12 protein-coding genes are annotated in these 15,707 nt (G+C 45.9%); 10 read left to right on the top strand and 2 right to left on the bottom strand.

Going from position 1 to position 15,707, the window contains the following annotated elements; genetic code table 11:
- Positions 1-53 precede the first annotated feature (53 nt).
- The 9 genes from H6A28_RS04175 (at position 54) to H6A28_RS04135 (ending at position 13,187) form a co-directional block, all read left to right on the top strand.
- Positions 54-1,700, top strand: a complete 1,647-nt coding sequence (locus H6A28_RS04175; protein ID WP_204479014.1) for a helix-turn-helix domain-containing protein — start codon at positions 54-56, stop codon at positions 1,698-1,700.
- 202 nt (positions 1,701-1,902) lie between these two features.
- Positions 1,903-2,463, top strand: a complete 561-nt coding sequence (locus H6A28_RS04170) for a DUF3575 domain-containing protein (RefSeq protein ID WP_204479012.1) — start codon at positions 1,903-1,905, stop codon at positions 2,461-2,463.
- Positions 2,464-2,477: 14 nt separating this feature from the next.
- The gene (locus tag H6A28_RS04165; RefSeq protein ID WP_239465253.1) at positions 2,478-3,941 is read left to right on the top strand and encodes a DUF3868 domain-containing protein; all 1,464 of its coding nucleotides are present in this window, start codon (positions 2,478-2,480) and stop codon (positions 3,939-3,941) included.
- A 52-nt stretch (positions 3,942-3,993) separates the two neighbouring features.
- Positions 3,994-5,088, top strand: coding sequence for a hypothetical protein (locus H6A28_RS04160; RefSeq protein WP_204479009.1), 1,095 nt, complete (start codon positions 3,994-3,996; stop codon positions 5,086-5,088).
- 92 nt (positions 5,089-5,180) lie between these two features.
- A complete protein-coding gene (locus tag H6A28_RS04155; protein WP_239465252.1) occupies positions 5,181-6,134 on the top strand; it encodes a FimB/Mfa2 family fimbrial subunit in 954 nt (317 codons plus the stop codon).
- A gap of 18 nt (positions 6,135-6,152) precedes the next feature.
- Entirely contained in the window at positions 6,153-7,178 is a 1,026-nt protein-coding gene (locus tag H6A28_RS04150) for a hypothetical protein (protein WP_204479007.1), read from the top strand.
- A 19-nt stretch (positions 7,179-7,197) separates the two neighbouring features.
- Positions 7,198-10,473, top strand: a complete 3,276-nt coding sequence (locus H6A28_RS04145) for a DUF4906 domain-containing protein (RefSeq protein ID WP_204479005.1) — start codon at positions 7,198-7,200, stop codon at positions 10,471-10,473.
- Positions 10,474-10,579: 106 nt separating this feature from the next.
- On the top strand, positions 10,580-11,536 hold the full coding sequence (locus tag H6A28_RS04140) for a DUF5106 domain-containing protein (RefSeq protein WP_204479004.1): 957 nt from the start codon (positions 10,580-10,582) through the stop codon (positions 11,534-11,536).
- 40 nt (positions 11,537-11,576) lie between these two features.
- Positions 11,577-13,187: an AAA-like domain-containing protein gene (locus H6A28_RS04135; protein ID WP_204479002.1), complete on the top strand. Its 1,611-nt coding sequence runs from the start codon at positions 11,577-11,579 to the stop codon at positions 13,185-13,187.
- A gap of 7 nt (positions 13,188-13,194) precedes the next feature.
- Here H6A28_RS04135 and dprA read toward each other — a convergent pair whose 3' ends face one another.
- Entirely contained in the window at positions 13,195-14,307 is a 1,113-nt protein-coding gene (gene dprA / locus H6A28_RS04130) for a DNA-processing protein DprA (protein WP_204479000.1), read from the bottom strand.
- Positions 14,304-14,708, bottom strand: coding sequence for an acyl-CoA thioesterase (locus H6A28_RS04125; protein WP_204477089.1), 405 nt, complete (start codon positions 14,706-14,708; stop codon positions 14,304-14,306). The genes dprA and H6A28_RS04125 overlap by 4 nt, the downstream gene beginning before the upstream one ends.
- A gap of 58 nt (positions 14,709-14,766) precedes the next feature.
- Here H6A28_RS04125 and H6A28_RS04120 point away from each other — a divergent pair, with 58 nt between their 5' ends.
- Positions 14,767-15,705: a tRNA-dihydrouridine synthase family protein gene (locus tag H6A28_RS04120; protein WP_204478994.1), complete on the top strand. Its 939-nt coding sequence runs from the start codon at positions 14,767-14,769 to the stop codon at positions 15,703-15,705.
- Positions 15,706-15,707: the final 2 nt, after the last annotated feature.

Raw genomic sequence — 15,707 nt, 5'->3', positions numbered from 1 at the left:
GAAAAAGAAAAAGTTGGTATTTTCGAGGCAGCTTTATATAAAACTGGGGATTTATGAAGCGGTTTATAGTTTGTATTTGGTTGGGTTTGTTCATTACCTTTCTTCACGGGGCAGCGTTATCTTTTGATGATATGCGCGAGAGGATAGCCTACGACCCTTTGGGCTCGTTAGCATCGCTGGATAGTCTGGAGACTGATTCGGCCTATTCTTCCTATCAGATAGATTATTTGCGGGCTTTGTCCTATCACACACAGTCACAGTATTACATGTCCGTGTATTATGTGCGGCGTGCGTTCGAGACAAAAGGCCTGCAGCGGGATACAGTATTGCTTCCTTATGCGTATACGCTGTGGGCCAAGTCATCCATCATGTCCTTTCAGTTAAAAGAGGCAGCCAAGGTGATAGCTGCAGGAAAAAGTTATGCCTTGAAGTGCCATAATTTGGGCCTGCAGGCCAGTATGCTGCAGCTGGAGGGCGACCTTTACCGTAAGATGGGAATCCTGCCTAAAAGCTATGAATGCGTCACAGAGGCTGTGGCATTGCTTTCGGAAGCTAGGACGCAGGAAGATTATCTCTTGCTTTCCGACAGCATGGGTTACCTGATGTCCTATTATATCACGGATAATCAGTTGCAGAAGGCTTGGGAGGTCGGTCAGCGTCGGGAAGAAGTGCTTGCCGCATGGGAGAAATGCCTGACCGAAGATGCCCATGTGCTGGACCGGCAGAAAGGTTTCTTCTACAGTAAGATGGCTTATCTGGCTTATAAGCTGAAAAAAGGTGGGCTGTCTGAGGCTTATCTCAGTAAATTCTATGCAACCAATTTTTCCAAGACCCAGAGAGGGATGCTTGAGATAAACAATTATTTGTTGAAGGTGGGTCGTTACGAGGAGGTGTTGCGCCATAACGAGGCCTATCTGGGTCTGGTGAGTGAAGCCGATTCACTGAATCTCATGCGTCTTCGAACACTGGAGCAGAGTAGTCAGGCCTACCGTGCCTTGGGAGATTATGTACATGCGTATCTTGCGATGCTTCAGGTGCATCAGATTTCCCAGCAGATGGCTACTAACCGTGAGCGCAGCCAGATATTCCAGTTGGCAGATGTGACGGAAGCGGTGGCCCGTCAATATCGGTTGGAAAAGGCCGATTATGAGCTGAAGGTCCAGCGCTATGTCATTTCCGCTTTGTTGGTTGTGACGTTGGTGTTGCTGGTCTTGTTTGGCGGTCTTTGGCGTACGCTGCGCGTGATTCGTCGGAAAAACCGGAAAATGGCAGAGCTGGTTTTGCAATTGGACAACCAGCGCAGTGAAATCCAGTCAGTAGAAAGTGAACTGGAATGGAAGGAAGAAGAGAGAGAGGGGAAAGATACAGATGAGCAGCTGTTTTTCAGATTCGACTGGCAGGTAAAGGAGCAGAAACTGTATTTGAATTATCAGTTAGGAAGAGATGATTATGCGCAGCTGATGGGAGTGGATCGAAATCGTTTTGCTGCCATTTTGAAAAAGTTTACCTCCAATAACCTGAGCACTTATCTCAATGACCTTCGTCTGGAACATTCGGTCACTTTGTTTCGCGAACATCCAGACTGGAGTATTAATAAAGTGGCCGAAGAAAGTGCCCTTCCTCGCATTTCTACTTTTTATCGCTTGTTTAAAGACAAATACGGCATCAGCCCCAACAGTTTCCGTAAAACTTTGTCTTGAATGTGGATAGAATCATACGTAAATTGGTCATTTCTATTTGATGAATAGACTATTATAAAGAATTCCCATTTTGTAAGAATGTTCTTGACAAAATGGGAATTTGTTGTGATTATATGGGAATTCTTAGCTTTTCGCTGTATATAATTTGTATATATTTTTGTAGCCGAAATGAAATGAGTATAAAGGTTAAGGTATTCTTACTATGAAAAGATTTTTTCTGTGGATGATATTTCTGTTTGTTTGCTTAGGGGGCTCTGCTCAGAAAATAGCCGTGAAAACAAACCTGCTTTATGACGTGACTACTACGTTGAATCTTGGTACAGAGTTTCGCGTAGCTCCGAAGTGGACCATTGATTTGTCGGGTAATTACAATCCTTTCAATTTGGGAAACGACCGCAAGATGAGACACTGGCTGGTGCAGCCCGAGGTGCGTTACTGGTTCTGTGAAGCGTTTAACGGGCATTTCCTGGCACTTCATGCATTGGGCGGACAATTTAATGTGGCAAATATGGATCTCAAGATTTTCCCTTCTTTTAAGGATTACCGTTATCAGGGGGGTATGTACGGAGCCGGTATCGGTTACGGTTATCAGTTTGTGCTGTCCAAACACTGGAACTTGGGGCTGGAAATCGGAGCCGGGTGGATACGTGCCAACTACGACCAGTACGACTGTCCGCATTGCGGGGAATGGCGCGGAAGCGACAAGAAAGATTATTTCGGCCTGACCAAGGCAGCCATATCCTTGATTTATATAATTAAATGATGGAGGAACGCAGGATGAAAAAATATATTATCTCTCTCGTATTTGTGCTGGCTGCCGGCATTCCCGTGTGGGGCCAGACTTCTTATTTGAGTGAAATCAAGATTGTGGACCGCGAAGTGGCAAAGACAGCCGACCGTCAGGCCCGTGTGAAGATGACGGTGAGTCTGGACGAGCTGGACATCAAGAACCAGCATTCGCTGTGCGTGGTACCGGTGATTCTTTCTGTCGACGGAACGCAGGAGCAGGAGCTGCCTTCTTTTGTGGTGAACGGAAAGGTGCGCGACAAGGTGCAGCAGCGTACGGAGGCTTTTGAACATACTGACCTCCATCCGGGGGCTGTGGCGAAAGTGCGCCGCAAGAACGGTACGTCCCAGACTCTCGATTACGATGCATCCGTTCCCTTCAAGCGCTGGATGATTGGGGGCAATCTTCAGCTTCGGGGCTATGTGACAGGCTGTGCCCAGTGTAATGACGGGGATGAAACGGCCACTACGGGCGATATTTTCCCACCGATGAATCCGGCTTACTATTCTCCGTTTATCCAGCCGAAAGAAGAGATGGTGAAGCGCCGTTCTGAAACACGGTCTGCCCGTCTGCAGTTCCGTCAGGACAGCCACCGCATCGATCCGAGGTATAAGAACAATCGGGCGGAACTGGATACGGTGCGCAACTCCATTGCGTTGGTGGAAAACAATAACGATTTGACCATTACGGGCATTTACGTGACGGGTTATGCCTCACCGGAAGGAACTTTCGATTACAACATGAAGCTGTCTGAACGCCGTGCCAGGGCCTTTACGGAGTACATGAAGGATGACCTGAAAGAGGTGGATCCGCAGGTGTACCATGTAGACTGGAAGGGTGAAGACTGGGTTGGCTTGCGCGAGGAGGTGGTGAAGCACCCTAAACTGCTGAAGAGTGAAGAAGTATTGGCTATCATTGATCACTGCGGAGACGACAAGGATGCGTGCGAAGAGCAGTTGAAAGCGCTGGTACCGCCTGAAATCTATCAGCGTTTGCTGAACGAGATGTATCCGGCAGTCCGTCGCAACGAATACCGTATAGAATACAACGTGCGTCATTTCACCGTGGCCGAAGGCAGGGAGATGATCAAGACCCATCCGGAACTGATGAGCGTGAGCGAGATTCAGCAGGTGGCCGACAGTTATGGAAAGGGGAGTCCTGAATACGTAGATTGCTTGGTGCGCGGTGCACAGGCTTATCCGAACGATGTGACGGCCGTAAATAATGCCGCACTGGCCCTGATGGAAGCTAACCGCACAGACGAAGCCATCCGCCTGCTGGACAATGCGCCGGCCGAAGGGGAACTGTTGAACATGAGGGGAGTGGTTTATATTAAGGCAGGCGAGCTGGAAAAAGCCGTGCAGGCTTTCTCCGAGGCCCAGGCCAAGGGCTATCCGCAAGCAGGGGAGAATCTGTCGCAGCTGAAGCAGTATATGGAATATATGGCAGAATAAAAGCAGGATAGAGAATAAGAAAAGAATATGTGTAATTTAAATTTTATGGATTATGAAATTTTCTAAAGGTTTATTTTTGGCATTTGCGGGCTTGGGTTTGTTCGCATGCTCTAATGAAGATGTAAATGAAAATGGAGGTGTGCAGGGTAATGCAGTTGTTGGTGTAAAGATTAGTGATCCTGCATTAAGTCGTGCTGTTGCTGGCTATACGGCATCAACTGATGTGACCTTGAATCGTATTAGATTGGTTCTGACTGCTCAGACAGGAGGAAGTGAAAAGACTTTTAACTTGGGCGATTATGATAGCCGTCAAGATTTATTAGATGCTGTGAATGAATTTCAATTTACGGGTGTTCGTAATCCGTCAAAGATGGAAGTCTATATCAATACGGATAAGTCATCTGGATGGACTTCTAGTGAATTTATGGCTGCAGGATTGGCAGAACCTTTATATGCATCTTCAACTACATTTGTAAATCAAGGTGATACAGACACGGATGGTATTGATGAATACAAAGTAACTTTGGAACCAGCACATACAATGGCTCGTTTAGAGTTTGGCGGTATTGCTCATGTAGATACTGAGGGGAAAGACTGTATATTCCAAACTATAAAAATTGATGGCGTGATTTTAGATGGTGTTACGAATGTTACTCAGGTTGAAGAGTGGGATGCAAGCAATTCGATGAGTAATACTATTAATGAAGACTTTACTGAGGCTACAGGTTCTGCTGATACCGGTTGGACTCCCTCATGGCCTGAAAATAATCAGTGCTATGCTTATAATATTGCTCCTATTGAGAGTGGAGATCTTCCTATTCTGAAAGTTTGTTTTAGTAACATTAGTATTAAGAGTAATCTAACTGGTGGAGGAGTGATTGCATGGAATCCAGAGCGCGTGGGTTATGCTACTGTGAAAAATTATAAATTGACAGCAAATTCAAGTCAATATGCTACTGCTTTCGGAGTTAACGGAGAAGGTAATATTACAAAATTTCCAGCAGGTTACATTTATCAGGTGAAATCTCTTGCAATTCCTGATGAAGCGATTGGTCAAGGTTGGCAAGGTGGTGAAGATATCCATGTAATAGCTTATGTTACTGTTAAATCTTGGACAATTGCTGAAGGAACAGTAGTATGGAATTGATGAATTGAATAATAAAAGTTTCATCTTGGCGGAGATATTCTCCGCCAAGATATTCCAAACATACAGTAAACAAAATCCTTAAACAAACAATAATGAAATCAATTAGATACATATTAATGATGCTGTTCGCTGCCGTCCTGACGACCAGCTGTATTAAAGAAGATCTGGATGATTGCGACAATGTGACCATTTACTTCCAGTATCTCGCCGACGGCGATAAGGACGTGTTACACCAGTATATGAGCAAGGTAGACCTGTATGTTTTCGATGAGAGTGGCCATATACTGGGAGTCGGCTCATACAATCAGGACGAATTAACTAATTTTGAGGCTGTCCCGTCTTTCAGACTCAAAGCAGGACAGCGTTATAAGGTGGTGGCAGTAGGGAATGCCTATGACCATACAGAGGTGGTAAACCACACTACCGAAACAGATTTTGCAAACATTTATTTACAGGACTCGGCATGGACTGACCCGGAGGTACCTGTAACCAATCATGATTACAATTATCTGGGCCAGCAGGAGTTTGTGATGCCCAGTCAAGAGGGAGTGATGTATCGTGATACAGTCACACTTTACAGTGCACACATCAAAGTAGATGTGGAAATTCATGGCCTTCCCGCTCCGGATGCTTCGCGTCAGGATGCCGGAATATCTTATCAGCTGAGCTTCGAACATTCGAATGCCCAGACTTCTTTTGAAAATGAAATCAATCTGGATCAGAAAGGTACCATTTACCCTGATTTGGTTTACGATAGTGAGAACCAGTGCTACCGCACACAAAACCTGGCCCTTTTCCGCCTGGACGACGAGACGGGAGAACTGAGTGCGGACTATTGCGAGCATGAGTTGGTTCTTGTAGATAAGAATACCAACCAGGAACTTATCCGTGGTAATCTGTACAATTATCTGGTGCGCAATGCGGATGCCATTGACGTGACGAAACAAGAGGCTGAATTGCCTATCTCTATTGAGTTCCATGGAGTGGATGTGGAAATTAAACTTCCGGATTGGATAATTGTGGATGGACAACCGGACTGGAATTAACCTTAAAGAGAGAGACGTATGAGGAAATTAGAAAGATATTTAGGAATTGTCCTGCTTGTGCTGCTGACAGGGATGGTGTGCTCGTGCGGTAAGGAGAGATTATCGGATACCTCTTCTGAGAAGGTAAATGTGACTTTGAATTTCGATACTCGTGTGGGAGATAGTGAATCTGTGGCTATTGATGAGGGAGAGGGTATTAGGACTTTACGTATAATTATTACAGATGAGAATAATCAGGTAATTGATAATATTTGGAGAGATTACTCTTCAGAAGGAACATTAACTGCCTCAAAGACTTTGACCATCATGGGATTGGAAGCCGGTATAAAGAAGTTCTATGTGGTGATTAATGAGAAGAGTATAGGATTATTTAATTATTTGAATGGAATAAATACGGTTTTGCCTTCTGATTTTACTTCTAAAGTCATTCAGAATACTACCACTGATACTTATTTTCCAAGAATGTATTCGAACATTGAAAATGGAGTCCCGGCAACAGGAATGATAGCAGTTGATTTAAATGAGACAAATAATACTTTTACAATTCCGTGTGTACATACAGTGATAAAGGTGGAATTGAACATTAAAAATTTGATGAATGTCCCGTGTCCTATATCAGCAATAACGTTTGGAAAGTTTGTTCCAAATGCAACTTATTTGTTTGATGATTATCCAGATGCTGAAGGGAAATCTGTTAACTTACCTGAGGGCACAACTATTTCAAATCTTCAATACGATGAGCCGAATGGATTTACTGGCATTTCTCTGCATGCAAATATGTCAAATTTTCAGAAGGTACTTGTATTCTATATGTTTGAGCCAAAGGTGGATACGTCTGAAGATTTTAGTATAGCGTTGACTGCTGCATGGTTTGAAAGTCTAAGTGTGGCTAAAAGTTTTATTTCTCAGACGGAGATTCCCCGTAATAGTTTATTAAGAATCAATGCAACAATTGATTTACAAAAAGAAGTTACAATTTCTATGTTAGATTATGAAGTTCTGCCTTGGGGTACAGCAACTGTAGAGGTTCCTGGGTTTAATTAAGAAAAAGGAGGATTGATATATGAAACAATTTGCTAAAATATATTCGTTATGCTTGATATTGCTCATTCTATTTGGAGTATCTGCATGTAATGATGATTGGGGCGTGAGAACGGGAAATGTCAAAGAAGGTGTTCCTACTACAATCTCCTTAAACTTCTCGACAAGTTCACAAACTATACAGTCTCGTGTGGAGCAGCCTGGAGAAACAGAATATAATGTATCTTCTGTGTATTTATTTGCTTTTAACAGCAATGGAGATAAAACGGGTGGACAGGCTTTTAATAGTCAGAAGGGTTTGACAGGCTCGTATGTAAATGATTCATTTACAGGCACATTGTCTGGATTTAATGTGCTGTCTGGAAGTAACCAGACATTGTATGCTTTGGTTAATTACGATAATGCAAATTTTACATTATCAAAATCTTTGGATGAGATTAATCGTATAGAGGATTTAAAAGATTTGACTGTAAAAATTGCGGATGAACGGATTACCCTGAATAGATACTCTTTTTTTATGTTAGGTAAAGAAGAAGGGGTGACTGTTTCAGAACGTGGAGAGGTAACTGCAGATGGGGGCAATGTAACATTACAAATGAAAAGATTGGATGCCAAGATTACGTTTGAAATTAAAACTAAGATTGATGGGGCTATCTCAGGAACTGTGAAATTTATACCTAAAAGTTTTTTAGTGAAACAGTTGCCTCTTTCAGCTAGGGTGGCTGAAGCAAAAGAAAATTCGTCAGATATAATTTATAAGTCGATGACTGAAGATATGAAAGTCACCAACTTTGATAAGGTGGGAGAAACAGAATCCTCCTTTAACTTTTATATGTTTGAGAATAATGTGGCTCCGCCTGTTAGAGGGGCTGAAGGTGGAAGTGGCAAATGGATTGATGCAACAGAACGGGATAAACATGCAGCAGAAAGTATGTATGCTCTGCGAGAAAAAGAGGAGAAATCTCAATTAGGAGAAGAAGATGCAGCTCATCCTGGAATGACAGAGCAGAATACAGGCAATTATGTATATGCTCCTGAGCATGCTACTTCTGTGGAAATTACAGGTGAATTATCTTATGAACGCGAGAATAATAAATCTAAAGTCACTGAGTATGTCAATGTCTCAGCTCGCTATACGATACATTTAGGAGAAACAAGAGAGGCTTCAGATTGTGATAATGAGGAATATGTTAATAATTATATGGTAAGGCGTAACACGCATTACACATATACTATTACATTAACTGGTATTGATTCATATCAGGCTGAAGTGGAGTCTGATCAAGAGGTACGTCCTGGTATGGAAGGAGATGTCATTATTGCTGGTGACCAGGTAAAGGCTATTGATAGTCATTTTGCGCGTACGCGAATTAAGTTTACGCGTGAGGCATTGAGAGGGGGGCTTTCTTGGATTGTCCAAACTCCTTTTGACAAAGGTATGAAATTGCATACTAGTAATGAAAATAGTATTAAAGATTATAAGTGGATTTTGTTTGCCGTAAACAAAGAATTTGGGCTTAATAAGGATGCAACTAATAGCCCTAATAATTCGAATATGGTTAAATTTCCGGGATATGATGCATATGATGGCGGAGCGAGAACATTAACCACACAAACAAATGCGTCAAGTGATGAGGGAAATGGTACTTCTAATGGAAAAGAAATATGGAAAAATCGTATGTCAACGGATGCATATTATTATCAATATTTGAACGATTTGTCAGATGATGCATGTCTGCGTGATGTGAATCAGTTGATAAATCATTTGGAAACTCAGGCACTTCGGAAGGATGATAATACGGATAATACGATTTTTGAGGTTGATGAGAATGGTGACGAAGTGGTATATGTCACCGCTTTTGTAGATGAGTATATGTATAATTATGATCCTCGTAACGAAGAATATCAAGCTCCAGTAGCTGGGATAACAGATCCAAAACGCTTGTTATTATGGAAGGCAGTGGTTAATGGCTCAGAACGAATGATGCATATATGTGTTAAAGGCGCACAATATAGTCCCGATGGAGATACTTCATGGTCAAATAGCGTGGTGACTTTCCGACAAACTCCAATTTATAGTATGTATGATGCCTCGAAAGTAAATTCTGCGTGGGGGACAGAAAGTATTTTAGAAACCGGACCATTAGCAGCTACTACATCTCATATTCCTTCGTATACTTTGACAATGAACAACGGCCGGAAAAATACATTGGCCTTTTTTGTCAAACAACAAGGGGGGAATAATTATGTTACCAATGGTACTAGTTGGACAGCAGTTTTAAGTCGAGATGCAGCAGAAGTAGAAGGTGGCGAGCATGAATTGAATACGAATTATCGAAATACTTGGTATGCTTGTATGACACGTAATCGTGATTTGGATGGAGATAATGTGATTGATCCGGAAGAAGTTCGTTGGTGTTTAGCTTCAATTGATGAATTGACAGATTTGTGGATTGGTGAAAATGCTTTGCCTCAAACCGCTAAATTATATAAGGGAGATGGAAGTTACATGGAGCACATGGCAAGTAGTTCTGGATCCTATGATGATGCCCGTACTACTCCATGGATTATATGGGCAGAAGAAGGTGCATCCCGTGGACAATATAATGATGGAAGTTATACAAATAAGGAAACAAAAGGGCGTGATTATACTTATCGTTGTATTCGTTATTTAGGCATAAGCTTAGACAATGTGGATGCTACTCCAACTGATTATGTACAAGTAACATCAGCCACCCCTGAAGTCTCTTCGTACGGGACAAGTTATCGTATTGATGTTTCTCGTTTGTCGAATGCTGCTAAACGTGATTTGCAGGATAGTGGGCTTGAGCTTCCTATACATTATGAACGAGGTACTGATTATCTGAATATGCCTTATACTGCATTTGAGGTGTTGATTACGCCTCACGGAGATGGTGCTACTGCTAGGAGGTGGAAGGATTATGATGGTACTAGTGCTATAGGGCTTAAATCGATGATGAATTACGGTGGCAATAGTAACCTTTGTCCTCCCGGATATCGTGTTCCTAATCAACGTGAATTAATGTTGATGTATACGTCCTTAAATGAAAACAATGGGTACAATGTCCCATGGTCTGACTCTTATTGGTCTTCAACTCAATTTAGTTATAGTAACAATCAGACTCTTTATAATGCGGAACGACCTGGTTTTGGGACCTCTGGTATTAATTTGATATTGACAAGTGTAGCATGGGGGTGGAATGCAGACAAACGCGAGTGGGAACCTTCAGGAGATAATATTGCTGGTAAAGTTCGTTGTGTCCGTGATGTTAAATAGTATCTGAATTCAAGTTCTATAATAGCCTTCATTTTGGCACAAAATAAGTAAAGTGTTGAAATGAAGGCTGTTTTTGTAATATATTTACAATCAGGTTTTATGTGGTATGAGAAATAGATATGTAGTATTGGTATTTATAATCTTATTATTTTCTGCCTGCGGAAATCCTTCCAAGCAGAAGCAAGCGGAAACTTCTGCAACGGTAGAAAACCCTCAAGCCGTCTCGGAAGCCAAGTTCCCTTTTCCAGAAATCCCCACCATGCTCACCCAGCCGGACGAACGGAAAGCATATCTCATGGCGCACTACTGGGATAACTTCAACTTCGCGGATACGGCATTGGTGAACAACCGGAATGTATCGGAGCAAGGGGCAGCCAATTACTTGGCCATACTGGCCGACGGTACGCTCACTGAGGAGCAAGTGAAAGGTAGTCTGGATGGTTTCTGCAAAGGAATGGAGGTGCAGGAACATGCACGGAAGGTGTTCTTACAGATGATGGAGGACTACCTGTATAACCCGAATTCGCCTTACCACAACGAGGCCTTGTATGCCTTGTTCCTGGAGCGGATGTTGAAAAGTGAATACGTGGACGAGGCACGGAAGAGTTCGCTGAAGTTCAGCTTGGATCTGATTAGTCGGAACTGCCCGGGGAAGAGAGCGACGGACTTTGTGTATTTCCTGCCGGATGGCAGCAAGCGGTCGCTGGCACAGACACGGGCAAAGAACAACCGTCTGCTGTTGGTGTTCTACGATCCGGAGTGCCCGAGCTGTCACGAAACGATGCTGGAGATGGTGGCCGACGGGCTGCTGGCGGAAGCAGTAAAGGCCGGGAAGCTGACGATATTGGCGGTGTACACCGAAGGGAATCAGGAGGTATGGAAGCGTACGCTGAGTGATTTGCCTCAGGGATGGACGGTGGGCAGTGACCACGAGACGGTGAAGCAGGGGGCCTTGTACGACCTGAAAGCGATGCCTTCACTGTATCTGCTGGACGGCTCGAAGAAGGTGCTGCTGAAGGATGCGCCTTACGCAAAGATTCGGGAGGAGATTGCGGCACTGTAAGCAGATTTTCGTATCTTTGCTATATACATACGCAAAGCCTATGAAACCTGTTCCCAAATTTTTTAATACGGCCGGCCCGATGAAGCCGGAGCTGCATTACTGCATTGACCCGCTGACACGCTTTGACTTGGAGGAAATAGAGTCGCTCATCCGGCAGAACAAGTATTTCATTCTTCATGCGCCACGCCAGACGGGGAAGACTTCGTGTCTGCTGGCCTTGCGTGACTACATCAACAAGCAGGGGGAATTTTATGCCGTGTATGCCAATGTGGAAGGGGGGCAGGCGATGAGAAATCAGGTGGAGGAGGTGATTGATGGAGTGATAGACATCATCAGCTTTCAGCTCCAGATGATTCTGAAAGAGGAAATGCCGAAGATATTGGCTTCACAAGTGAAACGGAATAGTGCGGCTTCAGTGAAGCTCACGGAATATTTGTCATTGCTTTGCCAGAAATTGGACAAACCCTTACTCTTGTTTATAGACGAGATTGATGCACTGGTAGGCGATTCGCTGGTGAGCGTGTTGCGTCAGCTTCGCAGTGGATACGACTTGCGGCCTCAGGCATTTCCGCAAAGTATTATTCTGTGTGGGGTACGCGATGTGCGTGACTATCGGATTGTGTTGTCGAATCAGGATATTGTGACGGGTGGTTCTGCGTTTAACATCAAGGCTGAATCGCTTCGTTTGGGGAATTTCTCCCGTGAAGAAATTCATCAGCTTTATATGCAGCATACGGCGGCTACGGGCCAGGTATTTGACGAGGCTTGTTTCCCGCAGATATGGGAAGCCACAGAGGGGCAGCCGTGGCTGGTGAATGCGTTGGGCTATGAGGTGACAATGAACATGCGTGAGAATCGTGACCGGAGTGTGCGGATTATACCGGAAATGATGTATCGTGCGCAGGAGCGGCTGATTTACCGTCGTGACACGCACATCGATATACTGATAGACAAACTCCGGGAAGAGAGGGTGAGAAATGTAATCGCTCCGATTCTGGCCAACGAGGACGGAGAGGTGGAGCAACACCTGAAAGACGATGACATCCAATATGTGGTGGATATGGGCTTAGTGGTGCGTGACAAGCCTCTGCGTATTGCAAATGCCATTTATCGTGAGGTGATTCCGCGCGAATTGACATGGGCACGTCAGCAGACGCTGGTGCAGCAGTCTGCGTGGTATATGAACCCTGATAACAGCATCAACATGGAAAAGCTGTTACTTGATTTTCAAGATTTCTTTCGTCAGAATGCGGATTCGTGGATTGAACGTTTTGATTATAAGGAGAGCGGGCCACAGCTGTTGCTTCAGGCTTTCTTGCAGCGTGTGGTGAATGGTGGTGGTTATATTGACCGCGAGTATGGCCTTGGCCGTGGTCGTACGGATTTGCTGATAACGAAACCTCTGACAAATCATTATGGTGGCCCAATGCAACGTGTGGTGATGGAACTCAAAATCAAGCGGGGTGAACAAGAAGGTATCATCCGTAAAGGATTGGAACAGACCGCAGCGTATATGGACAAGTGTGGCGGCACCATCAACGAGGGGCATTTTATCCTTTTCAATCGTGATAAGGGAGTGAGCTGGGACGATAAAATCTGGCATCGCGAGGAGTCGTTTGGCGGAAAGAAAATTATGGTTTGGGGGATGTAATACTCCCTCAGGCTAACTTGTAAACTCCTCCAGCCAAAGCACGAACCACGCCCTTCATCTCTAAATTGAACAGCAGGCTGGTCATACGGTTGATGGCGATGTTGGTCTCCACCACGAGTGTGTTGACCTGAATGCCGTCGGGGTGTTTCTTTAAATGGGTGACTACCTGTTCTTCTTCGGGGCTTAGTTCCGGGAAAAGCTGTCGCTGGACTACCTGCGGCACGACAGGGGCATGGTCCCAGTTCATGGCTTTTACTACGTCTTCCGCGCTCTGTATCAAGGCAGCGCGGTTTTTTTGTATCAGCACGTTGCAGCCCGTGGAGTAGGTATCGCCCACACGGCCCGGAAAGGCGAAACAGTCGCGCTGGTAGCTTTCGGCAATTTCCGCGGTAATTAAAGAACCTCCTTTGGGACCGGATTCCACCACGAGGGTGGCATCGCTGAGGCCGGCCACGATGCGGTTGCGCTTCACGAAGTTCTGCCGGTCGGGATTGGTGCCGCTCATGAACTCGGTGAGCAGTCCGCCCTGTGTCAGCATCTCGGTAGCCGTGCGGCGGTGTACGGCGGGATAGATGCGGTCCAGTCCGTGAGCCAGTACGGCTACGGTGTCGAAGCCGCGGGAGAGAGCTTCCCGGTGGGCATGAATGTCAATGCCGTAAGCCAGTCCGCTCACAATCAGCGTGTCGGGCAGCAGAGTACTGAGTTCCTGCATGAACCGCTGGCAGAGCGATTTGCCGTAATCGGTGGCGTTGCGCGTACCCACGATGCTCAGGATGTGGCGGCAGTTCAGGTTGGCCGAGCCTTTGTAGAACAGCACGAGCGGAGCATCGGGACATTCGCGGAGGCGGGAAGGGTAAGCTTCGTCGTCTTCGGTCAGGCATTGAATCTGGTGTTTCTGCGCAAACGACAGTTCGGCCTCGCACACGCGGAACACTTCGGTGTGCTGGAAGGCGGTAGCTATCTTGGGCGACAGGCCGGGGATGAGGGCCGGCAGTTCGCGGGTATGCTCGAAAAGCATGGTGGCACTTCCGGCAGCCTGAATGAGGTGGCGAGCACTTACCAGACCGATGCCGGGCAGAAGGGGCAGGGCCAGACGGCAGAGGAGTTCTTTTTCGTTCATTTCAGGTAAGGTGCAAAGATTTCATTGAAGAGAGGACTGTCTCCCAGTCGTCCGTGGATGACGCACACGGTTTCTACGGTTGATTTGATGACGGGTTTCAGGTCGGGCAGGCGGTAGATGTCCTGCACAAAGACGTATTTGATGCCTTCCTTGCGGAGAGCCAGCTTGGAAATGAACTCGTCGCCGCTGGTCAGCGGGGTTTTGAAGGCCATGTTCAGGCGGGCTACCACGGGGTCGATGCCTTGCTCGTGGAGCTGGGCGAAACTGACACCGACGGAGGTCAGGAACTCATGGCGGGTATGCTCGATGTAGTGCTGGTAATTTGCGTTGTTGACGATTCCTTGCAGGTCACATTCATAGTCGCGGACCTTCATTTTCAGTTCAAAGATGTAATTCTCCATGTGAGTGGGATTTATGTATTTCTACAAAGATAAGGAATTATTCCTATATTTGCGGAATATGAAAGAGAATGTACCGGTAATTTATGCGGCCCCTTTGCAGGGCTTTACGGAAGCGGCGTGGCGCAATGCCCATGCGCAGTGTTTTGGAGGAGTGGAGGCTTATTACACACCTTTTGTGCGGTTGGAAAAGGGAGTCATCCGCAACAAGGACAGGCGTGACGTGTCGCCCGACGAGAATACGGTGCCCCGGCTGATTCCCCAAGTAATTGCCTCGGAGCCGGAGGAATTGCGGCAGCTGACGGATTTCCTGGCAGGACTGGGCTATCGGGAGCTGGATGTGAACATGGGCTGTCCGTTCCCGCTGATTGTCCGCCGTGGAAAAGGAGCGGGTATCTTGTCCTCTCCGGAGAAAGTGGCGGCTTTGTTGGAGACGATGAAAACCTTTCCGGAAATACGTTTCTCGGTGAAGATGAGATTAGGAGGACAGGAACCCGACGAGTGGAGAGCGTTAGTGCCGTTGCTCAACGGTTCGTGTGTGACTCAAGTTACGTTGCATCCGCGTATCGGGAAGCAGCAATACAAGGGAACGGTCGACCGGGAGGCGTTCCGGGCGTTCTATGAGGCTTGTGAGCTACCGTTGGTCTATAATGGCGATCTGCAGACGGTGTCCGACATCCGGGAGGTGTTGGAAGCATTCCCTCGGCTGAAAGGGGTGATGTTAGGAAGAGGCTTGTTGGCCAATCCGTCATTGGCCCTTGCTTTTCGGGAAGGAGAACTGTCGGAGGGCGAGTTAAAAGGTCGTGTAGCTCAGATGCACCGGCTGATGTATCTGTATTACCATCGGGTGATAGAGGGGGGAGAAGCGCAGCTGCTGGCCAAGCTGAAGACCTGCTGGGAGTACCTGTTGCCGGAGCTGGACAAGAAACGGCGGAAGGCCATCTTGAAGAGCAATCGTCTGGACGGGTATCTGCGGGCAGTGGAAGAGGCGTTGCGGTGATG

The sequence above is a fragment of the Bacteroides mediterraneensis genome (assembly GCF_016900355.1).
In the GTDB taxonomy this organism is placed as follows: Bacteria; Bacteroidota; Bacteroidia; order Bacteroidales; family Bacteroidaceae; genus Phocaeicola.
This window is presented reverse-complemented; position numbering and strand designations above follow the sequence as displayed.